Genomic DNA, 23,527 nt, shown 5'->3' with positions numbered 1-23,527 from the left:
GGGACTAGATTTGTGCTGGAAGTGGTTCCCAAGTTGCCCCAGCCGGAACTGGTTCGGCCGGGCCATTTAGCAGCCAAGAAGAATGGCCTGGTTCTGGATGTGCTGGTATTGGTTGGAAAAGCGCTGGTGAACAAAGGGGCTTCGGTGCAAGCCGGGGATGTGCTTATTTTGGGCGAACAGGGCCGTCAGCCGGTGCCAGCCAAGGGGCGGGTTTTGGCTCGAGTGTGGCATGAAACGTACCACGAGGGCGAGACTTTTGAACAATGCTGGGTTCGTTCCGGTAACACAGCTAGCAGCAGAATGCTCAGGGTTTTAGGTCGGGAATTGATAATAAGAGGGGTTAAAGTAGCGCCCTTTCAGTATTTCGAGACCGACTACCAGCGCAAAAAGATTCTGCCCTGGAGGAATAGCAGCGGTCCCGTCGAAGTTATAGATAAAACATACTACGAGCTGAAGGAAACAAGGAGCACAATCTCCGAAGCAGAGTGTATCAAGCGGCTTACGGAGCAAGCATTGGCCGAGATAAAACGGAACCTGGACGAAGGATCTCAGATCACCCAGGTAGACAAGAAGGTTTTGTCTCAGCCCGGGGATAGTCCCGTTAGGGTGTGGGTGAGAATAGAAGCGGTGGAAGATATTGCTGTGCCGATACCTTATTACCCCCGGACAGGTGAAGGAGGAATTGGTATTGGGGGAACAATTAGAGAGAAAGGTAGCAATGACCGACCATGACAAGGCGATGCGCTTGTTCGGTCAATTCGACGCTAATTTACGCTGCTTGGAACGTGAGTTTCCGATCCGACTGGTGCCTAGAGGTACGGAAGTTACTATAATAGGGGCTGCAGAACCGGTGGAGCAGGCCACCCAAGTATTGGAGCAACTGAAGACATTGGCCCTGGAAGGGAATTTGATTACCCCTCAGGATGTGCAGTTTACAGCCAGTATGATCAAGCGTGGTCAAGGGACGGTTTTGGATCCTGCTGAGGAAGACACTATTTTGGTCACCCATCGCGGCAAAGCCGTGAAACCCAAAACAGTAGGGCAAAAGCGATATATCGAGGCTATCAACAAGTATGACATTGTGTTTAGTATCGGACCGGCGGGAACGGGCAAAACCTACTTGGCCATGGCTATGGCGGTGAAAGCTCTTCGCAGTCGCGAAATTAGCCGCATTGTGCTTACGCGGCCGGCAGTGGAAGCAGGGGAGAAACTAGGATTTTTACCCGGCGACCTGCAGGAAAAAGTAGATCCTTATCTGCGCCCCTTGCATGATGCTCTATACGACTTCTTAGGAATGGATACGTATCAAAAGTACGCTGACCGCGGCATTATTGAGATTGCGCCACTGGCTTACATGCGTGGGCGAACGTTGGACGATGCTTTTATCTTGCTGGACGAAGCGCAAAACACTACCCCGGAACAAATGAAGATGTTTTTGACCCGATTGGGTTTTGGCTCTAAGGCTGTGATTACCGGTGACATTACTCAAGTGGATCTGCCGCGCGGCTGCTTTTCCGGTCTGGAAGAAGTGCGCTTTGTCCTAAAAGACGTAAAAGGAATCGACTTTGTCTACTTCAGTCACCGGGATGTGGTCCGGCACGAGTTGGTACAGCGGATTATCGCCGCCTACGAGACTTGGGAGAAGGAAAAGGAGCACCAGGGCCCGGCTACAGGCGAGGAGGAATAAGGCATGGGGCTGCCCTTTATGCAGCAACGCCAACACTCAAGATTCCCAGTTCTGATTTCCCCTGAATTTGGGCGGCGTCTAACCCTAGTAGCCGTCACTTTTCTACTACTTACTTTACTGGTTAGTCTGCAGTGGGTGCCCCGACAACTACAGCTTACGGTTGGTCAGCCGGCCCCACGCAAGATCACGGCCCACAAGACAGTGAAGTACGAGGAAGAAGAGAAGACCGAGCAGCTTAGGGCCAATGTGGCGGAATTAGTGGAGCCTGTCTATGATCCTGATATCAGTGTATTACAGGAATCGCTGGAGAGCTTGGAAACAGCTTTCGAAAGAGCGGACAGAGTACGCAATGCATCCCTGACCCGGGAAGAGAAGCTGGAGCAATTAGGGTTGGATCTTCAGCTCCCCCTACCGGTGGACATTCAAGCGGCTATGCTCGATCTTAGCGAAGAAGAATTCTCCAACCTAAAATCAAGGGCACCGGAGCTGGTGCGCTCTCTGATGGACAAAGGCGTGCGGCAAACGGATTTGCCCCTGGTAAAGGCGACATTAGTGGAAAAGATAGAAGAAGATAGCGGATCAGCCGGTTTTAAGCAGATCTTACATGTTATGGGTGATGCTGCTCTTCAACCGAATCTGGTTTATAACCATGAAGCTACCGAGCGGCGCCGACAAGAAGCTCGTGATAGCATTCAGCCAGTGGAGAAAACCGTTTGGCAAAACACAGTGATCGTTCGCGAAGGCGATCCTATTACCACCGAACATTTACAGATGCTAAAGGCGCTGGATCTGTTGCATCAGCGTACGCATTGGACAGCGGTATTGGGTGTAGCCCTGGTGGTGGGCTTCTTGATGCTGCTCACATCTGCCTATCTGCAGTTTTTGACCCCGAGGGTCTTAGAAAGTTATAAACTGTTGCTGCTGTTAGCGTCAGTGGCGGTGGGAACGCTGGCTTTAGGAAGGATATTCTTGCTGATACCGGTGGATGCCGCCGCCAAGTTTTTCCCGGCTGCGGCCGGGCCCCTGTTGGTGGCTATCTTGTTAGATAGTCGGCTAGCTGTGCTTGCAGCGGCCGAGCTGGCTCTTTTGTCTGCTATTATGGCCGGTTCCGAACTTGGTTTAGCCGTGGAAGCGGTTGTCGGTAGCTTGGCCGGTATCTTAGCAGTGCAAAAAGTCAGCCAGCGCAGCGATCTGGCTCGCGCCGGATTGTTTGTCAGCGGAGCAAATCTTTGTGTGGCCTGGGCGTTGGGGCTGATCGCCGCCTCTAAACCGTTGGAATTGCTAGTAGATAGCTTTGCCGGTATCATAAACGGCCTGCTGGCAGCGGTGCTGGCTATCGGCCTGTTACCTTTTATCGAGAGCGCTTTTGGCATTACCACTCCAGTGCGGTTGTTGGAGCTTGCCAACCCCAATCACCCCTTGCTGAAGCGGGTGCTGCTGGAGGCACCGGGCACATATCACCACAGTATTCTAGTGGGCAATCTGGCTGAGACGGCAGCCGATGCTGTGGGTGCCGATGCTCTGCTGGTCAGGGTGGCCAGCTACTATCACGATGTGGGCAAGATAAAACGCCCTGAGTTTTTTATTGAGAACCAGTTGCTGGCTTCTAACCCTCATGACAAAATGAGCCCCAGCCTGTCCACTCTGGTTATTACTTCTCATATCAAGGAAGGGTTGGAGCTGGCCCGTGAATACAAGTTACCCCTGGCCATTAGAGATATCATCAGGCAACACCACGGGACCACACTGGTTTCGTATTTTTACAGCCGAGCTGCTGCCGGTGCCGAGGGCACTGTACCGGAAGACAGCTTTCGCTACGACGGCCCCATACCACAAACCAAAGAAGCAGCTTTGGTGATGTTGGCTGACGTGGTAGAGGCGGCTGTACGGTCTCTTTCCGATCCCACGCCCGGTAAAATAGAAGGTCTGATTAGAAAAGTAATCAAGGATCGCTTGGATGATGGGCAGTTGGATCAAAGCGATTTGACCCTAAGGGACTTGGATCGGGCGGCAGCAGTCTTTGCCAAGGTTTTAACCGGTGTCTATCATCACCGGGTACCATATCCAGACAAGGAGAAAGGGATTTGAGCGAGGGGGCTGGCTGATATGCCTGTTGTAATCAGCGTAGATGGAAAAGACTTGGCAGTAGCTCCTAAGTGGCTGCAATTGCTCAAGCAGGCCGGGGAAGAAACACTAAAGCAGGAGGGAGCGGCCGAAGCTGAATTGAGTGTGTTGTTGGTGGATGACACCGGCATTCAGGAGCTAAACAGAATCTGGCGCGGGATCAACGCCCCCACCGATGTGCTGTCGTTTGCTTTGCGCGAGGGGGATGATCATCTACCCCTACCGGTAGACCAAGAACTGCTGGGAGATGTGGTGATTTCAGTCGAGCGGGCTGTGCTGCAGGCTAAAGAGTATGGTAACAGTGCCGAACGGGAGCTGGCTTTTCTTCTCACCCACGGCATATTACATCTACTGGGTTATGATCATCAGACGCGCATCGAGGAGGAACGAATGCGAACCAGACAGGAAGCGATTCTGACTGCCTTAGGGTTAAGTCGTTAAGGAAGAGGTGGCTCAAGTGGCTCGCCGCCCTTTTTCGGAAAGCCTGCGTTTTGCCTGGGCCGGTTTATGCTGGGCCTGGCAGACCCAGGGCAATATTCGCCGACATAGTGTAGCCGCAGTGGCGGTTTTGCTATTGACCCATGTATTAGCGCTTACTTTTATCGAGCGGGCACTGATTGTATTGACTATTGCCTTGGTAATCACGGCTGAACTTATTAATACTGCTATCGAAGCAGTGATCGATCTGCATGAGCCGTGCTACCACCCCCTGGCCAAGCGGGCCAAGGACGTAGCTGCAGCCGCTGTATTGGTAACGGCCATGGCTGCGGTCGCTACGGGCGTTTTTTTGTTTGGCCCCCGGTTGCTTCAGTTTTTTTCCTGTCGGTAGCTTGTTTCGAACCAGGGGCTATGGCATACTTAAAGGCGGACTGGGAACAGATCAGCTCCAGGGTGGAGAGATAAAACCCTTAGACTCTGACAAGATAGAGACTAGATCCGGACCGGGATGAGAGGGGAAGGTGAGCTCGGTGCCGAAGGTGGCCGATCAGAAAGTAGTGCGCTCTTCAGAGAGAGCTTCATTATCACTTAAGATTTTAGTAGTTCTAGTATTGATGTTACTTATTGTCAACAGCGTGGTGCTGGGGATACTCACAGGCTATCTAAAATTACCCCACCAAGCGCTGCCGCTTGAGGTAGCGAAGAATGCCGGTAAGCTGTTGGTAGATTACAGCCAACGAATAGCACGAGACTTGGGAGTGGAACAGAATCAGGCGGTACGGGCGGCGTTGGCAAAGTTCGAATTTGAATTGGGGCAAGCCGGTAATCCGGAACAAGTGGCGCAGGTGATTCTGCGGTTTGGGCGAGAGACACAAGACATTATTCTAAGAGAACAAGAGAATTTGCATCGGGAAGAGCTATTATCTCTTATTCGCCAAGACCCACGGCTGCCCAACATGATGGGTGAAGCCACCATCACTATTACCAGAAGTGAAGAAAAGGGGTTGGAGATAGACGATCCGGCTCGGTTGTTGTCACCGGAAACTAAAGAGCGGCTGAAAGACAGTAAGTCGCTAGCCCTACCGGGGCAAGTGGTGGAAGTGAAGGTGGTGGACGGACGGGCCAGTTTGGTTACACCAGTGTCGGTGTTAGAGCGCCTGAAACACGCCGAAAAAGAAGTTGATGCCCTGCGGGCCAGATTGCAAGAAATTAAGGCCAGTGCCGGTTTGGCTCCGTTTAGCGGTAGTGGCATCATCATTCGTTTATATGATGCTGAAGGGAGTGCCGGTATCGGCGAGATTGTGCACGACTTTGATGTGCGCGATATTGTGAACGAGCTGTTTGCCGCCGGGGCCACCGGGGTAGCAATCAACAGCCAGCGGCTGGTTACCACTTCATCAATCCGCTGTGCTGGTCCGGTGATCTTGGTTAACCAAAAACCGATTGCTGTTAATCCGGTAACTATATATGCTCTGGGAGATTCCGAAGTGTTAGATAGCAGCTTGGACTTGATTCGAGCTCAGTTCAAGGCTTCCGGTATTCGCTTGGAGGTTGAGCAGGCAACCGATATTGCTTTGCCGGCGTATGAAGAAAGTAGCATTGTGGGGGGATAGACGGTGCCGCGGAAAAAGAAATGGTTTGCTTTGAGTGTGGCTCTGGTGCTAGTGTTGTCACTGGGCGTTGGTTGCCGGCGCCAACCGACTCCACCGGGAGAACCGAACGAGGAAAGCGATGGCCAGGAAGAAACACCAGGCGAGACAGAGGAGCAATTCTTTTGTCCGTTGGACGGCCTTCCTGTTACCGACCCGGAATTAGTTGAGCGGCGTCCGTTGGCAGTGATGATAGGCAATATCCCGGGACTGGCAGAGCCTTCAGGCCTGGATAAAGCCTGTCTTGTGTTTGAGATCCTCACTGAAGGCGGAATTACCCGTTTGATGCCAGTGTTCTTACATCAGGACGCGCCGCTGCTGGGATCGGTGCGCAGTGCCCGGCACTATTTCTTGGACAAAGCACTGGAGTTCAATGCTGCTTACAGCCATTGTGGCTATAGCCCGCAAGCCAAGCAGGATATTAGCAGTCTAAAAGTGATATCGCTGAATGAGTTTTACCTGCCCCAGGTGTACTGGCGCGTCCGGACGAAAAAGGAGCCTCATAATGTCTATACTAGCACCGAGCGCCTGTTTGCCGAGCTGGAACGCCGCGGTTTGCTAACCGCTCCCTCACCGGTACAGTTCAGTTTTTACGATGATAACTGTCAGCCTCTGGGACCCGGAGCAAAGAAGGCCGCTTTGCGTTTTTCGCCTAACTATGTGGTAGAATATAGGTGGGACGAAGCTGCCGGCGGGTATGCCCGGTTTGTAAACGGCAAACCCCAACAAGATGAAAACAGTGGGCAGCAATTGGTAGCCAAGAACGTATTGGTGCAATTTGTGGATGGTACCAAGGTGTTGGATGCGGAAGGCCGGCTGGATATGAAACTGGTCGGGCAAGGCGGCGGTCGGATGTTTCAACAAGGTGTCACTTACGAGCTGAATTGGTCTAAACGCAGCCGTACCGAACCCACCAGTTGGACAGACAAAAACGGTCAGAGCATCCGGCTGATTAGGGGTCAAAGCTGGATTGAAGTATTACCGCATGGAGCAGAGGTAACTTGGGAGTAGTGGCAAGGGGGAAAAATAGGTGAACCAGAAGGAGCAGGAATTAGTGACGGCGGCCCGGGCAGCGCGGGAGCAGGCCTATGCTCCCTATTCCAACTACCGGGTAGGGGCAGCCCTGCGGACGGCTTCAGGGGCAATATTTACCGGCTGCAATATTGAGAATGCCGCTTATGGGGCCACAGTTTGTGCCGAGCAGGTGGCAGTGTTTAAGGCCGTTTCCGCCGGGGAAAGAGACTTTGTGGCCTTGGCGGTGGCGGCCTCAGGAGAAGATGTGGCTTCTCCCTGTGGCACTTGTCGCCAAGTGTTAGCGGAGTTTGTGCCCGATCTTATCCTGTACTTAACCGGAAGCAGTGGAGCGGTAGAAACAGCTACACTCAAGGAATTATTACCCCGAGCCTTCGGGCCGGCCCATTTGACGGAGGATAGCACATGAGCGAGTATCGGAGTGGCTTTGTAACTTTAGTGGGGCGTCCAAATGTGGGTAAATCTACGCTGCTTAACGGCTTGGTGGGGGAGAAAATCGCCATAGTAACTGACAAACCTCAAACCACCCGGAACCGTATTCAGGGGATTTACACCGATGAGAAGCGTCAAATTGTCTTCGTTGATACGCCTGGTATACACCGGCCACGGAACCGATTAGGGTCCTATATGGTTAAGGTGGCCCAGGGGGCTCTGACCGGAGTGGATGTGGTAGTTCATGTGGTGGATGGCAGGGCGCCGATTGGCCCTGGCGATCGCTATATTGCCTCATGCTTTTCCGATCTTCATCTGCCGGTACTGCAGGCGGTAAACAAAGTAGATGTCTTGAAGCGCGAACAAACGATCCTGGCGTTAGATAATTATTCCCAACTGGCCAACTACACGGAGATCGTACCGATTTCGGCCTTAAAGGGAAAGAATTTGCCGTTACTGCTGGAGATAATATCCAAATACCTTCCGGCGGGACCGCAGTTTTATCCGGAGGACATGGTTACCGATCAGCCAGAGCGCTTCGCCGTGGCTGAGCTTATCCGGGAGCAAGTGTTACACCTTACCTGGGATGAAGTTCCCCATTCCGTGGCGGTCCTGATCGAAGAAATGGCAGATCGGCAAGAAAAGGCGCCGTTTTATATTAGAGCTACAGTGTTAGTAGAAAGAGAATCTCAAAAAGGAATTATAATCGGACAAGGGGGGCGGCAGCTAAAGGCGATTGGACAGAGGGCCCGAAAGGGCATTGAGGAACTGCTGGGACGACAAGTGTATCTGGATCTTTGGGTCAAGGTCAAAGAAGAATGGCGTGATCGGGAAGAGTCGCTGCATGAGCTGGGATATTTCGATCGATAATAAGGAGAGTCCGAACATTGTCTTTATATAATCTAGAAGCGGTGGTGATCCGGAGCCGAAATCTGGGTGAGGCCGATCGCTTGGTGACGTTGTACTCTCGCCAACACGGCAAGGTGCGCGCAGTGGCTCGAGGAGCACGGCGCCCGCGTAACCGCCTGCGCGCTGGGGTCGAACTCTTTACTCATGGCGACTATTTGTTGTTTGCCAATAAAGGGCTGGACAATATCAGCCAGTGTGAAATTGTGGAGTCCTTTCGTCAGATCCGGGAGGACTTGGTTAAGGCTGCAGCCGGAGCTTATGTATTGGAATTATTGGACGTCCTGACGGAAGAAGGAGAGCCCAAGGGAGACTTGTTTCCGTATTTACTGGCAGTGTTGCAGGCTTTATCCATGGGTGAGGATTTAGAGCTTGTTTTGCGGGCAGTGGAAGTAGGCTTGTTGGCCCGACTGGGATATGGGCCGGAGCTTAGAGCATGTGTCAATTGTGGTGGACCGTTAGAAGAGGGGACGGGCTTCAGTGTGCTTCATGGTGGTGCCCTATGCGGTCGGTGCCGCTGCAGTGACCCCGATGCCTTTACGGTTACTCCGGGCACTTTAGCCACCCTCAACTATTTGCTCAAGACACCGTTTGATCGGGCAACAAAGTTGCGCGTTTCCCCCCTGATGCGAACTGAGCTCAAGGATACTACTGTCAGCCTCATCAGGGCGCAACTGGGACGGGATGTGAAGGCCGCCGCCTTTCTGGCTCTGGTGAAAGAGACCACCAGCAAAAGTTGACAGGCCTGTTGGGATTTGCTACATTATCCATTAGTGTGAGCTACGGTGAAGGGAACCGGCACTGACGGCGCTAAGAGAGAGCGGGGGAGGCGAGAACCCGCAAGCGAGACGGTGGCCGAGGGGGATCCGAGCTTTATTTTTTTATCAGTAACGTTAAGGAGGGCTGGTCGTGAACTTCCAGGAGATCATTCTTAGACTGCAAGAATTCTGGGCGGGACTCGGCTGCGTATTGCAGCAACCGTACGATGTTGAAGTGGGTGCCGGTACCATGAACCCGGCCACTTTCCTGCGGGCCTTGGGCCCCGAACCGTGGAACGTGGCTTATGTGGAGCCTTCCCGGCGGCCTAACGATGGCCGCTATGGCGAGAATCCTAACCGTCTCTACCAACACCACCAGTTTCAAGTGATTATGAAGCCTTCGCCCGATGATATTCAGGAGCTTTATCTGAAAAGCCTGGCAGCATTAGGGCTAAATCCCTTGGAACATGATATCCGCTTTGTTGAGGACAACTGGGAATCACCGACGCTTGGTGCCTGGGGCATGGGCTGGGAAGTATGGCTCGACGGCATGGAGATTACCCAATTTACTTATTTCCAACAGATAGGCGGCTTGGATGCGCGTCCGGTATCAGTGGAGATCACCTATGGCTTGGAACGGATTGCCATGTTTATCCAAGAAAAGGATAACGTCTTTGATGTGATCTGGGTGGACGACATTACCTATGGGGATATTTTCTATCAGTTCGAGGTGGAGCATTCCTACTACAACTTTGAGGAGTCTGATCCCAAAACGTTGTTTATGCTCTTTGATTCCTATGAGCGCATTGCAGCTCGCTTACTGGCTAAAGACCTTGTCTTGCCAGCTTACGACTACATTCTCAAGTGCTCGCATACATTCAACCTGCTGGATGCCCGGGGAGCCATCAGTGTGACTGAACGTACCGCCTATATAGGCCGGGTGCGGGTGTTAGCGCGGCAATGTGCTCATGCTTATGTGGCTAAACGGGAACAGCTGGGCTTCCCCCTGCTCCCGCGAAAGGAGGCGGCAGTATGAGCCGAGATCTGGTGGTTGAAATTGGGTGCGAAGAGATACCGGCCCGTCTGATGCCGGAGACGCTGGCTCGACTGAAAGAATTGGCTGAGGACATGTTAGCGGATAAGCGGCTGAGCTTCACTGAAGTGAAGACAGTTGGGACCCCGCGGCGCCTGGTGCTGGTGGCGCGAGACCTGGCTGAAGAAACGGCGGCACGAGTAACTGAAGTAAAAGGGCCACCGGCTAAGGCGGCCTATGATGCCTCCGGCCAACCAACCCGGGCGGCGGAAGGGTTTGCTCGAAGCCAAGGGGTAGAACTTTCGGCACTGGTTGTGCGTACAGTAGACGGGGGCCAGTATGTTTTTGCCACCAAAAGCGAACAGGGACGCCCGGCCCAACAGGTCTTAGCCCGGGAATTGCCGGCCCTGATCCGCAGCTTGTCCTTTCCCCGACCCATGCGTTGGGGCAACCGAGAACTCAAATTCGTCCGTCCTATTCGGTGGCTGCTGGCCCTGTTTGGTTCTGAGCCGGTGGAGTTTGAATTGGATGGTATCAAGAGCGATTGCTATACTTACGGCCATCGGTTTTTGGCTCCCGGACCGTTTCTAGTAGCGAACACAGAAGATTATTTTAATTGTCTGGAAAAAGGATATGTAGTCCTGGTTCCCGAAGAACGTAAGAGTGTGATCCGAACACAGGGAGATGAACTGGCCCAAAAAGTGAATGGACGGGTTCTGTGGACGGAAGACCTGCTTACAGAGGTAATGTTTTTGGTAGAATACCCTACCGCCCTTATGGGTTCGTTTGCTCCTGAATACCTAACCCTACCGTCCGATGCCGTTGTGACCCCCATGAAGGATCACCAGCGCTATTTTCCGGTGGTTAATCCGGAAGGAGACCTGCTACCTTACTTTATCGCTGTTCGAAACGGCACTTTTGATCATTTGGATCTTGTACGAGCAGGCAACGAAAAAGTGCTACGGGCTCGACTGGCTGATGCGCGCTTTTTCTTCCAAGAAGATCAGAAAACAGCCTTAGCCGACCGGGTAGAGAGATTAAGACAGATTGTTTTTCAGGAGGATTTGGGTACCCTATATGACAAGAGCCAGCGGCTGATGTCTTTAGTTCGATTCTTAGCCAAACAGGTAAGGCTAGATGAAACGAGCACTTCGTTTGTGGAGCGGGCTGCTTATTTGGCCAAAACTGATCTGACTACTAACATGGTGAACGAATTTCCTGAGCTGCAGGGTGTGATGGGACGGGAATATGCTCTGCTGTCGGGGGAGCATGCAGTGGTGGCTCAGGCCATTGCCGAACAATATTTACCGCGGTTCGCCGGCGATGAACTTCCGGCTACTTTGAGCGGCGCTTTACTGGCACTTAGCGACAAGATCGATACCATCGTCGGCTGTTTTGGCCGCGGCCTGATTCCAACTGGCTCCGAAGATCCTTACGGCCTGCGGCGGCTGGGCACCGGTTCGGTCAACATTACTCTGGATCAGGAACTAGATGTATCTCTGGCCGAACTGGTGAGCCGAGCCACGGCCTCATACGAAGAGCAGAAGCTTATGCCTCGCCCGGCCAGCGAAGTGACGGTTGAGGTTGATGAATTTCTTACCCAGAGGTTGCGTATAGTCTTAGAAGATAAGAACTTGCGCTACGATGTGGCGGACGCTGTCCTGGCGGTGCTACCGCATCACCCCAGCCAATCTTATCGTCGAGCGGAGCTCATTACCCGACTAAGAAAGGAACCGTTTTTTGCCGATATGCTCCAGGCGTTTATCAGGGTGGGTAATTTGGCTCGGCAGGCTGGGGAAGAGGAGCTCTGTCCGGAATTGCTGACGGAATCGGCTGAGATCGATTTGTATAAGCACTACGCAGGGCTTAGAGCCGAGGTACCGAAGCTGCTAAAGCAGGATCGCGGCCGGGAAGCTATTGAACAGTTGTCCACTTTAGCGCTGCCGGTAGATCGTTTCTTTACCGATGTGCTGGTTATGGTGGAGGATCAGAAAGTCCGTGCCAATCGGTTGGCTCTACTCAGACAGGTTCGCGACTTAGCATTGTCCGTGGCTGATTTCAGCCGGTTGGTGCCTGAAACCTAAGAAAAGATAGTACCCTGGGCGGAAAAAAAGAGGATTTTTTCTGCACAGGGAGAATTATCCACTGTAATGGTTCGAATTACCAGGCCGGGAACAGCCATAAAACGGTAAGGGGGAGGGTGATGCGTCATTCAACTGACGGCACGACAAAAGCATATAGTGGCTATCGTGAAATCCGAGGGCCCGATTACCGGCGAGGAAGTAGCCAACCGCCTGGAAGTGACCCGAGCCACCTTACGTCCTGACCTTACCATTCTCACCATGGCCGGCATCTTAGAAGCAAAACCTCGGGTAGGTTATACCTACATAGGTGAGGGAGAGGTAGAAGCTCTATCTTATCTTAAGGAGCTCACAGTTGGGGATGTGAAGGCAGCACCGCTGGTAGTCTCTGTTGGTACTACAGCTTACGATGCTTTGGTTACTATGATGCTTGAGGATCAGGGAACGGTGTTTGTGGTGGATGAAGAAGGCTTCTTAGCCGGTGTTGTTTCCCGTCGGGATCTGCTTCGCTTAAGCTTGGGCCGGACGGATCTTAATAATGTCCCGGTGGGACTTATTATGACCCGCGTGTCCCAAGTTATCACTGTAACCCCGGAAGAGAGTGTTTTTACTGCGGCTCAAAGACTCACTGTTTACCGGGTAGAAGTTCTGCCAGTGGTACGTCCAACCGGTGACACCGGTGAGAAGCAAGAGTTACTTGGCCGCATTTCCAGAAGCACCATCACCAAGTTGTTTTCGGAGCTTGGTGAAAAGATCAGTTAGGGGGGGATGACGTATCAAAGAAGAGCGCCCAGTGGTTTTCATCCTCTCGGATTCGCTGGGAGAGACGGCCGAATTGGTGGTAAGGGCGGCTGTAAGCCAATTTGAAGGTTCACCGCCGGCAAAAGTGCGCCGGATACCGTTCGTGGCCGAACCGACCCATGTGGAAGAAGTGCTCCGTGAGGCTGAGGGGATGAACTGTATTTTGGTTTATACTTTTGTCCTGCCGGAGCTGCGTCAGGCAGTGGCTGAAGGAGCGAAAAAACGCGGGCTTACAGCAGTGGATGTGATGGGTCCTGTATTGGGAGCCCTGGGCGAAATCATGCCTGGGCCGCCCAAGCTGGAGGCGGGCTTGATGCATCGCTTGGACGAAGATTATTTTGAGCGCATAGAAGCGGTAGAATTTGCGGTGCGGTTTGATGACGGCAAGGATTTTCGCGGTTTTGCTTGGGCCGATGTTGTGCTTATAGGTATTTCCCGGACTTCCAAAACCCCGTTGTCTCTGTACCTGGCCAATCAAAAAATCAAAGCAGCTAATGTTCCTTTAGTCTCAGGCATATCACCACCGGAAGAACTGTTTGCGCTTCCGCCGAACAAAATCATCGGTCTGACAGTGTCGGCGGACAAATTGGTGGAAATCAGGCAGGAGCGGCTCCGAACCATGGGGTTGGAAGTGAATGCGGACTATGCCAGTCCGGACCGAATTGCGCAAGAAGTTGCTTTTGCTGAAGAAGTTATGGCAAAACTAGGCTGCCCGGTCCTGGATGTTACCAACATGGCTGTGGAAGAAGTCGCGACTAAGATTATGCAATTAATCAACAAGGGGGAAATCCTATGACCAAGTTTGTCTATACTTTTGCCGAAGGCAACGCTGGGATGAAAAACCTATTAGGGGGCAAAGGAGCAAACCTGGCTGAGATGACCGGAATCAGACTTCCTGTTCCGCCGGGTATCATTGTAACCACCGAAGCGTGCATTACTTTTTATCGTCAGGGTGGTCAGCTTCCCGAGGGCTTAGAAGACCAGATCCGGCACGGCATTCGGTATCTGGAACAAGTCATGGGGAAGAAATTTGGAGACGTAGCCGATCCCTTGTTGGTGTCAGTGCGTTCCGGAGCCCCGGTATCTATGCCGGGTATGATGGATACGATTTTGAACCTTGGCCTTACCGATGCCAGTGTAGAAGGCCTGGCAGAAAGAACGGGGAATGAACGGTTTGCCTATGATTGCTACCGCCGGTTTATCCAGATGTTTGGTAATGTGGCCATGAGGGTCCCCGGGGAGAAATTCGAGCAGGCTTTGGCCGACCTTAAGTCAGATCAAGGGGTTGATCTGGATACGGACCTTACCGCGGATGATCTGAAGGCTCTGGTGCAGGAGTTTAAGAACATCTATTCTGATCATGTGGGTGAGGCTTTCCCACAAGATCCCCACGCCCAGCTTCTGGCTGCTATCGAGGCGGTATTTGATTCTTGGAATAACGAGCGGGCCAAAGTATACCGTCGTCTCAATAAAATTCCCGATGATTTAGGTACGGCTGTGAACATCCAAACCATGGTTTTTGGCAATATGGGGCCAACGTCGGGCACAGGGGTGGCTTTTACCCGTAACCCGGCCACCGGCGAAAACGTACTTTACGGGGAATATCTAATGAATGCCCAAGGGGAAGATGTGGTGGCCGGCATAAGGACGCCGGAGCCGATAGTCCATCTTAAAGATGAGCTGCCGGAAATCTATGCTGAGTTTCGGCGGGCAGCGGAGTTGCTGGAAGAGCATTACCGTGAACTGCAGGATATCGAATTCACTGTCCAGGAAGGAAAACTCTATATACTCCAGACTCGTTCGGGCAAACGTACGGCCGCGGCGGCAGTTAAGGTAGCGGTGGACCTGGTGCGGGAAGGTAAGATCTCTAAGGAGGAAGCACTACTTAGAGTAGATCCGGGCCAGCTGGTACAACTTATGCATCGGCGGATTGATCCTGACGCTGAGATTGAAGTGTTGGCCACCGGCTTACCGGCCTCTCCCGGAGCGGCTACTGGAAAAGTGGTTTTTACGGCAGATGAAGCCGAGATGCGAGGCAATAACGGCGAAGCAGTTATTTTGGTACGCACAGAAACTACCCCTGATGATATTCACGGCTTGATCCCGGCGCGAGGGGTGCTCACCAGTCGGGGCGGCATGACCAGCCATGCGGCGGTGGTTGCTCGCGGCATGGGCAAACCGGCCGTTTGTGGCTGTGAAACCATCAAGATCGATGCTGAGAAGGAACTGTTTATTGTTGACGGCAAAACCGTCAGGAAAGACGATCTCATAACTATTGACGGTGCCACCGGGCACGTTATTATGGGTGCCGCTCCTATGATTGAGCCGGAGCTTACCGGTGATTTTGAGACGATTCTCTCCTGGGCGGATGAAGTTCGAACTTTAGGCGTACGAGCAAACGCCGATTATCCACGCGATGCGATCCAGGCCCGGCAATTTGGTGCCGCCGGTATCGGACTCTGCCGGACCGAGCATATGTTTATGGAGCCGTTGCGCCTACCTATTGTTCAGGAAATGATCTTGGCCGATACGCCGGAGGGCCGGCGCGAGTCCCTGGCCAGGTTGCTTCCGATTCAAGAGGAGGATTTTTACGGTGTTCTGAAAGCCATGGCCGGGTATCCGGTGACTATTCGTTTGCTAGATCCGCCGCTACACGAGTTTTTACCCAAAGCGGAAGAGTTGTTGGTGGAAATCACTGAGCTTCGGGTTGCCCAGAAGGATCCGGCTCGTCTGGAAGAGTTGCAGGATCTGCTGCGGAAAGTCCGCTCATTGACTGAATTTAACCCTATGCTGGGCCATCGAGGCTGTCGGTTAGGGGTCAGCTTTCCCGATGTCTACGAGATGCAAGCCCGAGCTATTTTCGCCGCTGTAAGTCGGCTGGTCAAAGAAGGCGTAGAGGTTTATCCCGAGATCATGATTCCGCTGGTTGGTATTCCGGCCGAGCTGGAAATGATGCGGGCGCTTGTAGTTCGGGTGGCAGAAGAGATAATGCAGCGCGACGGTATTAAGTTCGATTACAAAGTGGGTACTATGATTGAACTGCCACGAGCTTGCTTAGTCGCTGACCGGATTGCTGAACAGGCCGATTTCTTTTCTTTTGGCACCAATGATTTAACTCAAACCACTTTTGGTTTTAGCCGCGACGATGCCGAAAGCAAATTCCTGCCGGTTTACCTGGAAAAGAAGGTTCTCCAAGAGAACCCCTTTGCTGTATTGGATGAAGAAGGAATGGGTCAGCTTATCACCACAGCAGTGGAAAAAGGGCGTTCAGTCAATCAACAGCTTCACATCGGTATTTGCGGTGAACATGGCGGGGATCCTGAATCCATCGATTTTTGTCACCGGGCCGGCTTTGATTATGTGAGCTGCTCTTCATTTAGGGTACCCATCGCCAGACTGGCAGCGGCACGAGCAGAGCTGCTGCACCGTAAGTAAAAGGCGGAGCAAAGCCCGCGCTGAGCGCGGGCTTTTCACACGGAGCCACCGAAGGGGGTAAGGGTGTGCTGATTCGAGAGGAGGCCGAGAGTCTCGAAGCCCAAGAATTGTCACCGTTGGCTCAACTGGCAGCCCAGAGTCGCGGACGAGCGCGGTCGGAAGAAGAATGCAGCGTGCGAACCGCTTTTCAGCGGGATCGAGATCGGATCATTCACTCCAAAGCTTTTCGACGGTTAAAGCACAAGACCCAAGTATTCATTTCTCCCGAAGGTGACCACTATCGTACGCGACTGACTCACACCTTGGAAGTGGCGCAAATAGCTCGGACCATCGCTCGAGCCCTGAGATTGAACGAGGATCTAACTGAAGCCATCGCCCTGGGACACGATCTGGGGCACACTCCGTTTGGCCACACAGGCGAGGAAGCACTGAATAACATCTTTCCCGGAGGTTTTCGCCATAATGAGCAAAGTTTAAGGGTGGTGGATGTGCTAGAAGGGAGCCGGGGCCTGAATCTAACCTTCGAAGTACGAGACGGAATCATAAGCCACACTGGTCCCCGCTGGGCAGCTACTTTAGAAGGCCAGATCGTGCGCTGGGCCGACCGCATCGCTTATATCAACCACGACATCGATGATGCACTCCGAGCCGGGATTATTACTCCCGGCGATCTGCCTCCGGAATTACTTCAAGCACTTGGGCACTCACATAGTCAACGCATTAATACCATGGTTAGCGATGTAATTAAGACCAGTAGGGACGGCAACCAGATTCAAATGAGCCCTGAGGTGGGTCGGACCACAGACAGATTGCGTCAGTTTTTGTTTGACCGGGTGTACATCGGTTCAGAGGCCAAGAGAGATGAGGCTAAGGCCAGGCATTTGGTAGAAGAGCTGTACGCTTACTTTCTAACCCACCCGGAGCAATTGCCTAAAGAGTATACCGAGGTGTCCGGTGGGAAAATGGAACGAGCAGCGTGCGATTACATTGCCGGCATGACCGACCGTTTCGCTAAGGGGGAGTTTCTGCGCCACTTCTTTCCCCGGTCCTTTGGTAACGGTTTGTATTGGGATTGACTGTCACCCCGACATATTCCCCTCCTGGAAGCCATAAGATGCTCTTAGATGAGATTAGAGGCGAAAGGGGGAGCGACGGTGAGACCGACTTGCAGTTACCGTATTTGTACTGCTCCCACGGGGCCAGCCGGTTCTCATTACCGTTGCCTGGCCGGGGAGGTGGAATTTGTGGCCGAGGATGACGGCAAAGGCTCGATTTGTGATGGCTGTCCGATACCGGGGCTGATGGCCGGAGAGCATTGCCTTTATTTAGAACCGGTGAAACGGTTTTTTCAAGGCAAAAACAGCGTGGTGGTGCTGCACTGTACCAAGTTAGACTTTATCCTGCCTGATCTAGATTACTGCCAACTGTGTTCCACCTATACTTGCTTCAACGGCCGTTAGAATATTTTCCCAGTACCACGGGCATAATTAACAAATGAAAATGCTTATCAAGAGGCCTGGGGACAAAAAGCAGGAAATCCTGCCTATCTGACGAACATAAGGAGACAGGTAGGTGGGAAGTAAGATGAATGGAAGGATATTTTCCCAGAGCTTTGTGGAAGAAGTACGCGCCGCCTCTGACATAGTGGCGGTAATCAGCGATTATGTGCGCTTAAAGAAAACAGGGCAGAACTTTGTTGGGCTCTGCCCGTTTCACAGCGAAGACACGCCGTCTTTTACTGTTAACCGCCAGCGGCAAATGTTCTATTGTTTTGGGTGTAATGTGGGCGGAGATGTGTTTGAGTTTATCAAAAGACGGGAAGCGATGGATTTTCCGGGAGCGGTGCGTCTGTTGGCCGAGCGAGCGCGGTTACCGCTGCCACAGCGCAGTCCAGCGGCGGAAAAGCGTGAACTGGAGCGCCAAGCTTTGTACTATGCCGGAGAGCTGGCTCAGCGGTACTACGAGTCCTGCCTCAAGCACCGGCAGTTAGGAGCTCAGCCCCGTGCGTATCTTGAGCGCCGCGGTATCAATGAAGATATAGCAACAAAGTTTGGCTTAGGTTTTGCCCCAGAGGACTGGGAGGGTGTACTTAGGTACCTCCAGCAACATGGAGTGGCGGCGAGTACAGCAGTAAAAGCCGGGCTGGCTATACCACGCCCGAAGGGGGATGGCGCCTACGACCGGTTTCGAGGTCGGCTGATGTTTCCGATCCGTGATTTTAGGGGTCGGGTGGTTGCTTTTGGGGGTAGAGTGGTGGGGCCCGGGGAACCAAAGTACCTGAATTCACCCGAGACTCCTATTTATAGCAAAGGCCGCTTGCTCTATGCCCTGGACCAGGCTCGTTCCGGCATTGAGCGGGAAGATGTAGTGCTGATTGTGGAAGGTTATTTAGACGTGTTAGCTTGCTACCAGTTCGACTTTGATTTTGCCGTAGCTTCCCTGGGAACAGCGCTGACCAAAGAGCAGCTGGAATTGCTGAAGCGCCTAACCACTAATGTGCTTATTGCCTATGATGCTGATACGGCCGGCCAGGCAGCCACAGTACGCGGGCTGGATTTGGCCCGTGACAGCGGGTGCCAAGTTCGTGTCTTGGCACTGCCGGCAGGTAAGGATCCGGACGATGTTATTCGTAGCGACGGAGCCCAAACCTTTGCTGCGCTGATAGATAACGCCCTGCCCATTCCCATGTATTATTTCCAACGCTTGCTAGAAAGACACGATACCAGCAATTTAGAAGGACGACTGGCTGTGGCCGAGGCCATGGTTCCTCACTTGGCAGGTATAGAAAACCTGGTGGAACGGGAAGAGTATACCAAAAAGGTGGCTCAAAGCCTGAATCTGGAACAACACCTGATCAAGACCCAAGTTCAGCAGTTGAGACGTGGCCAAGAAAGAGGCTCAAGGAGCCAGAAAACCGGGCCCAAGGCCAAACGGTCTTTGCTCCCGGCCGCGCATCGGGCCGAAATCGGTGCTTTGTTAGGTCTTGGCAGCTTGTTTCTTAATTGCCCTGAGACAAGGGTGACCATTGCCGAAAGCATCTCGAAAGACTGGCTGAGTAGCTTACCCCAGGCAGTAGTAATGAGAGCTATGCTGACGCTGTTCGAACAAGGTGGCAGCGATTTTTCTTTGTCCCGCCTCCAGGATCGGCTGCCAGATCAGGGCGCACGTGATGCTTTGGCCGAGCTGGCAGTTCAACCGGTGCCGGCTGGTGACGCGGCAGTTTTGATAGCTCATTTTGCTGATCGCCTCAAGCTTATGTGGGTGCAGAAAGAGATTGGATCTTTAAGGCGGGAAATTAATTCGGGGAAAAGAGCAGGGAAAAACGAAGATAGCGCGAATTTAATACGTAGGTTGGCTGATTTACACCACCAAGAAGTTCTACTTAAGCAACCGAGCCCAGGAAGGAATTCTAGGGACGGCTGGATGGAAGGGGGGACGAGACATGCCGAAAAAGGATGACATATTTGCTATTGAAGGTCTGTCTGAGCTCATGAAAAAAGGCAAGAAGACCGGCACCATCTCCTATGCCGAGATTATGGACGCTTTGCAAAACGTAGATCTGGACCCCGAACAGATCGACCGCGTCTACGGGGTGCTAGCCGAAGCTGGAATTGAAGTGAGTGACGAAGGCGGCAATGTCGAATCCCTGGTAGCAGAAGATGAACCGGAAGAGGAAGAAGAAGTAGAAGTAGATCTTTCGGTTCCTGAGGGTGTCGCCATCGACGACCCTGTGCGAATGTATTTAAAAGAAATTGGCCGGGTACCGCTGTTGACAGCAGAGGAAGAAGTTGAGCTGGCCAAGCGCATAGAGCAAGATGATATGGAGTCCAGGCGGCGTTTGGCCGAGGCCAATTTGCGTTTGGTAGTGAGTATTGCCAAGCGTTATGTGGGTCGCGGTATGCTGTTTCTGGATTTGATTCAAGAAGGGAATCTAGGCCTGTTGAAGGCGGTAGAGAAGTTTGACTACCGCAAGGGTTATAAGTTCAGTACCTATGCCACTTGGTGGATCCGTCAAGCCATTACCCGCGCCATTGCTGACCAGGCTCGAACTATCAGAATACCGGTGCATATGGTAGAGACAATTAACCGCTTGGTGCGAGTGCAGCGTCAGTTGTTGCAGGAGCTAGGGCGCGATCCTTTACCGGAAGAAATTGCCGAAGAGATGGGAATTAGTGTGGAACGGGTAAGGGAAATTATGAAAATTGCCCAAGAACCGGTTTCACTGGAGACACCAATCGGTGAAGAAGAAGATAGTCATCTGGGTGATTTCATTGAAGACCAAGAGGCGCCTTCGCCCGTCGATGCAGCTTCTTTCTCGCTCCTCAGGGAGCAACTGGAGGAAGTGTTGGAGACGCTTACGCCGCGCGAGAAGAAGGTGTTACGGCTTCGGTTCGGACTTGAAGATGGCCGAGCCCGCACCCTGGAGGAAGTAGGCCAAACCTTCGGCGTTACCCGGGAGCGTATCCGCCAGATTGAAGCTAAGGCCCTGCGTAAGCTTCGTCATCCCAGTCGCAGCAAGAAGCTGAAAGACTTTCTCGACTAAAGGCAGGTGAAGAACCCTGCCTTCTGTTTTCGGTCTTAAACCCCAGCTGCCGCCGCGACTACAAACCTTGGCCGATCTTGTCCCGTTCGGGACGGTGGTAGCTGATATTGGCACCGATCATGCGTATTTGCCTATACACCTGATACAAACAAGGCGGGCACCATGGTGTATTGCCACTGATGCCAGCCCTGGCAGTTTGACTAAAGCCCGGCAGGCAGTGGTAGCCGCCGGGCTGGAAGATAGAATTGACCTTCGATTAGGATCGGGTCTGACAGTGTTGGCCCCGGGAGAAGTTCAGGTGCTGGTTATTGCCGGGTTAGGTTCAAAAACCATAGCAGATATTATTGCCCTGGCACCGGAGGTGGCCGCTTCGGCCCAGGTTTTTTTGCTCCAGCCCATGACCAACCCGGGCGAACTGCGCCGGCGCTTACCGGAGCTAGGGCTAACCCTTACCGACGAGACGCTGGCAGTTGAGAGGGGACGCTTTTATGTGATTATGGCGGCCACTTCCGGGACGATGCCCACTTTTGCCGAGGAGTTACTGGAAATCGGACCCTACTTAGTCGCTAAACCGGACTTGCTGCTGCCAGCATATCTGGCTTTCAAGATCGGACAAGAGGAACAAGTGCGAGCTGAGGCTGAAAAAAGCGTTTCCGGTAAGGCACGCTGTGAGTTGGCCAGCCGTAGAATTCACGCTTGGAGGGAGATTCTACATGACTGTGAAAGCAAGTTACGTGATCAGCCTAATTGAAGAACTGGCTCCGAGCAATCTAGCCGAGGACTGGGATAATACAGGTTGGCAGGTAGGAGATAGCCAGGCCGAGGTGTCCACAGTAGCCGTGGCTTTGGACCCTTCCCCGGGGGCACTGGCCAAGGCCGAGCAATTGGGAGCGGAACTTTTGATCACTCATCATCCGCTGCTTTTTCAACCGTTAAAACATCTGCGGTTGGATTTGCCCACAGAAAATTTAGTGGCTCGGTTTCTTCAGGCCGGGGTAGGGGTCTTTTCGGCTCATACCAATTTAGACCATGCGCCCCAAGGAACGTCAGCTGTTCTGGCACAAAAATTGGGGCTGATGAATACGGAGATTCTTGTTCCCGGTAGGAGGCAAAAGCTGTATAAATTAGTAACTTTTGTTCCGCCGTCACACGTGGAAAATGTCCGCCGAGCGTTAGCGGCCGTCGGAGCCGGTTGGATCGGTAACTATAGCCACTGCACTTTTCAGACAGCTGGAACCGGTACATTTTTGCCCCGCAAGGGTACCAGCCCTTACATCGGTGAGGCTGGGAAGCTGGAATATGTGGACGAATTGCGCCTGGAAACAATAGTGTCGGAGGAGCGGCTCGGAGCAGCTGTTAGCCGGCTGTTATCGGCTCACCCCTATGAAGAAGTGGCTTACGATGTATATTCTCTGGCTCGGGAAGGGAAGCTTTACGGTCTGGGGCGCGTGGGGGAATTGCCCCAGAGCTTACCCTTGGCTGAGTTTGCCCACCGGGTCAAGGCAACCCTGGCTTTGGCGGCAGTGACAGTTGTGGGGGATGAGAACAAGAAGATCAAGAAAGTGGCTGTTTGTGGTGGCAGCGGCTCTTCCTTGGTTCGCCGGGCCAGATCCGTCGGAGCAGATGTACTTGTTACCGGTGACGTAAAATATCACGCCGCCCAGGAAGCGGATCTATTGGGCTTAGCTGTGATCGATGCCGGCCATGCCGGGACGGAGAATCCGGTGATTCTCATGCTGGCTGATTATTTAAGGACCAAGCTCAGGGATCACGGTGTAGTTGTGTATCCTTACACTGCAGCGGATATCTCCCGGACATTGTGATGCCGATCAGATTGCCGCTGTTTGCAGGTGTTAACTGGACATGGAGCCATTTTCAGCTTAGAGTGGGGTGAAGACCAACATGAAACTGATCCTTCATATTGACGGTGCTTCGCGCGGCAATCCGGGGCCGGCGGCAATAGGGGTTATAGTTACGGACGAGAATGGAACAGTACTAGCGGAGATAGGTGAATATATAGGTGAAACCACTAACAACGTGGCTGAGTACAAAGCATTGCTCCGAGGACTGAAGGAAGCAGACAGGCTGGGCGCTCAAGAAATATCTGTTTACAGCGATTCAGAACTCCTGGTTAAACAAATGGAGGGGGCTTACCGTGTAAGGCATCCTGGCCTAGTAACGCTTAATAACCAAGCCAGGAACATGATCCGAGTTTTCGCCCAGGTTACTCTTACCCACGTGCCCAGAGAACAAACCACTTCTGCCGACAAATTGGCCAATGAAGTACTGGATTTGAGGAAGCAAGAAACAGCTGCCACAACCAAAGCCACCGACAAGGGGGCAGAGATACGAGTTGTGAAGATGTCCCCCAAAGAGACAGAGATAGCTCCTTGGGGTTCCAGGTGGCAGTTACTATCTGTTCCACCGCTAGCCTTGCATCGACTGATGATCAATCCGGGCCAGAGGCTTCCTTATCAAGAGACCCCAGTGGATGTTGTGGCCCATGTTTTGTCGGGAAAGGGCCGCCTAACGGCAGGCGGTGCTGAGTTCGCCCTCGAGACAGGTGATAGCGTATTTATTTCCAAGAGCGCTACCGGGGTGGTGGAGG

At 52.8% G+C, this 23,527-nt stretch carries 22 protein-coding genes; all 22 read left to right on the top strand.

Annotation, left to right across the window (positions count from 1 at the left end):
* A partial coding sequence (locus tag GX016_01040) for a hypothetical protein (protein HHT70148.1) occupies nt 1-732 on the top strand: 732 nt, incomplete at its 5' end.
* Complete coding sequence (locus tag GX016_01035; protein HHT70147.1) at nt 719-1,687, top strand: PhoH family protein; 969 nt, start codon at nt 719-721, stop codon at nt 1,685-1,687. The genes GX016_01040 and GX016_01035, both read left to right, overlap by 14 nt.
* A gap of 3 nt (nt 1,688-1,690) precedes the next feature.
* Nucleotides 1,691-3,775 (top strand): HDIG domain-containing protein, encoded by a 2,085-nt coding sequence (locus tag GX016_01030; protein HHT70146.1) that lies wholly within the window; start codon nt 1,691-1,693, stop codon nt 3,773-3,775.
* A gap of 18 nt (nt 3,776-3,793) precedes the next feature.
* A complete protein-coding gene (gene ybeY, locus GX016_01025; protein HHT70145.1) occupies nt 3,794-4,252 on the top strand; it encodes an rRNA maturation RNase YbeY in 459 nt (152 codons plus the stop codon).
* Nucleotides 4,253-4,268: 16 nt separating this feature from the next.
* The gene (locus tag GX016_01020) at nt 4,269-4,640 is read left to right on the top strand and encodes a diacylglycerol kinase family protein (GenBank protein HHT70144.1); all 372 of its coding nucleotides are present in this window, start codon (nt 4,269-4,271) and stop codon (nt 4,638-4,640) included.
* 130 nt (nt 4,641-4,770) lie between these two features.
* Nucleotides 4,771-5,862, top strand: a complete 1,092-nt coding sequence (locus tag GX016_01015; GenBank protein ID HHT70143.1) for a DUF881 domain-containing protein — start codon at nt 4,771-4,773, stop codon at nt 5,860-5,862.
* A gap of 3 nt (nt 5,863-5,865) precedes the next feature.
* Nucleotides 5,866-6,909 (top strand): DUF3048 domain-containing protein, encoded by a 1,044-nt coding sequence (locus tag GX016_01010; protein ID HHT70142.1) that lies wholly within the window; start codon nt 5,866-5,868, stop codon nt 6,907-6,909.
* Between the two features lie 19 nt (nt 6,910-6,928).
* A complete protein-coding gene (gene cdd, locus GX016_01005; protein HHT70141.1) occupies nt 6,929-7,339 on the top strand; it encodes a cytidine deaminase in 411 nt (136 codons plus the stop codon).
* A complete protein-coding gene (locus GX016_01000) occupies nt 7,336-8,232 on the top strand; it encodes a GTPase Era (GenBank protein HHT70140.1) in 897 nt (298 codons plus the stop codon). The genes cdd and GX016_01000 overlap by 4 nt, the downstream gene beginning before the upstream one ends.
* A gap of 17 nt (nt 8,233-8,249) precedes the next feature.
* Nucleotides 8,250-9,008 carry a DNA repair protein RecO gene (gene recO / locus GX016_00995; GenBank protein ID HHT70139.1) on the top strand — a complete coding sequence of 253 codons (759 nt, stop codon included), beginning with the start codon at nt 8,250-8,252 and terminating at the stop codon, nt 9,006-9,008.
* Between the two features lie 169 nt (nt 9,009-9,177).
* The gene (gene glyQ, locus GX016_00990; GenBank protein HHT70138.1) at nt 9,178-10,062 is read left to right on the top strand and encodes a glycine--tRNA ligase subunit alpha; all 885 of its coding nucleotides are present in this window, start codon (nt 9,178-9,180) and stop codon (nt 10,060-10,062) included.
* The gene (locus tag GX016_00985; protein HHT70137.1) at nt 10,059-12,143 is read left to right on the top strand and encodes a glycine--tRNA ligase subunit beta; all 2,085 of its coding nucleotides are present in this window, start codon (nt 10,059-10,061) and stop codon (nt 12,141-12,143) included. Before glyQ ends, GX016_00985 begins: the two co-directional genes overlap by 4 nt.
* A 132-nt stretch (nt 12,144-12,275) precedes the next feature.
* Nucleotides 12,276-12,902 (top strand): helix-turn-helix transcriptional regulator, encoded by a 627-nt coding sequence (locus GX016_00980; protein ID HHT70136.1) that lies wholly within the window; start codon nt 12,276-12,278, stop codon nt 12,900-12,902.
* 13 nt (nt 12,903-12,915) lie between these two features.
* Nucleotides 12,916-13,737: a kinase/pyrophosphorylase gene (locus GX016_00975; protein ID HHT70135.1), complete on the top strand. Its 822-nt coding sequence runs from the start codon at nt 12,916-12,918 to the stop codon at nt 13,735-13,737.
* Nucleotides 13,734-16,376: a pyruvate, phosphate dikinase gene (locus GX016_00970; protein HHT70134.1), complete on the top strand. Its 2,643-nt coding sequence runs from the start codon at nt 13,734-13,736 to the stop codon at nt 16,374-16,376. The genes GX016_00975 and GX016_00970 overlap by 4 nt, the downstream gene beginning before the upstream one ends.
* 65 nt (nt 16,377-16,441) lie before the next feature.
* Entirely contained in the window at nt 16,442-17,452 is a 1,011-nt protein-coding gene (locus GX016_00965) for a deoxyguanosinetriphosphate triphosphohydrolase (protein HHT70133.1), read from the top strand.
* Between the two features lie 78 nt (nt 17,453-17,530).
* A complete protein-coding gene (locus GX016_00960) occupies nt 17,531-17,836 on the top strand; it encodes a hypothetical protein (GenBank protein ID HHT70132.1) in 306 nt (101 codons plus the stop codon).
* Between the two features lie 124 nt (nt 17,837-17,960).
* A complete protein-coding gene (locus GX016_00955) occupies nt 17,961-19,835 on the top strand; it encodes a DNA primase (GenBank protein HHT70131.1) in 1,875 nt (624 codons plus the stop codon).
* Nucleotides 19,819-20,919: an RNA polymerase sigma factor RpoD gene (rpoD, locus tag GX016_00950; protein ID HHT70130.1), complete on the top strand. Its 1,101-nt coding sequence runs from the start codon at nt 19,819-19,821 to the stop codon at nt 20,917-20,919. The genes GX016_00955 and rpoD overlap by 17 nt, the downstream gene beginning before the upstream one ends.
* A 67-nt stretch (nt 20,920-20,986) precedes the next feature.
* On the top strand, nt 20,987-21,670 hold the full coding sequence (locus tag GX016_00945) for an SAM-dependent methyltransferase (GenBank protein HHT70129.1): 684 nt from the start codon (nt 20,987-20,989) through the stop codon (nt 21,668-21,670).
* Nucleotides 21,633-22,742 carry a Nif3-like dinuclear metal center hexameric protein gene (locus tag GX016_00940; GenBank protein ID HHT70128.1) on the top strand — a complete coding sequence of 370 codons (1,110 nt, stop codon included), beginning with the start codon at nt 21,633-21,635 and terminating at the stop codon, nt 22,740-22,742. Before GX016_00945 ends, GX016_00940 begins: the two co-directional genes overlap by 38 nt.
* A gap of 79 nt (nt 22,743-22,821) precedes the next feature.
* Nucleotides 22,822-23,527: reverse transcriptase-like protein (locus tag GX016_00935; protein HHT70127.1), on the top strand; the 706-nt coding region annotated here is incomplete at its 3' end.

This window comes from Bacillota bacterium (genome assembly GCA_012837285.1).
Lineage (GTDB): Bacteria > Bacillota > DTU030 > DUMP01 > DUMP01 > DUNI01.
The sequence above is the reverse complement of the archived record's forward strand: the minus strand, read 5'-3'. Positions and strand labels throughout refer to the sequence as shown.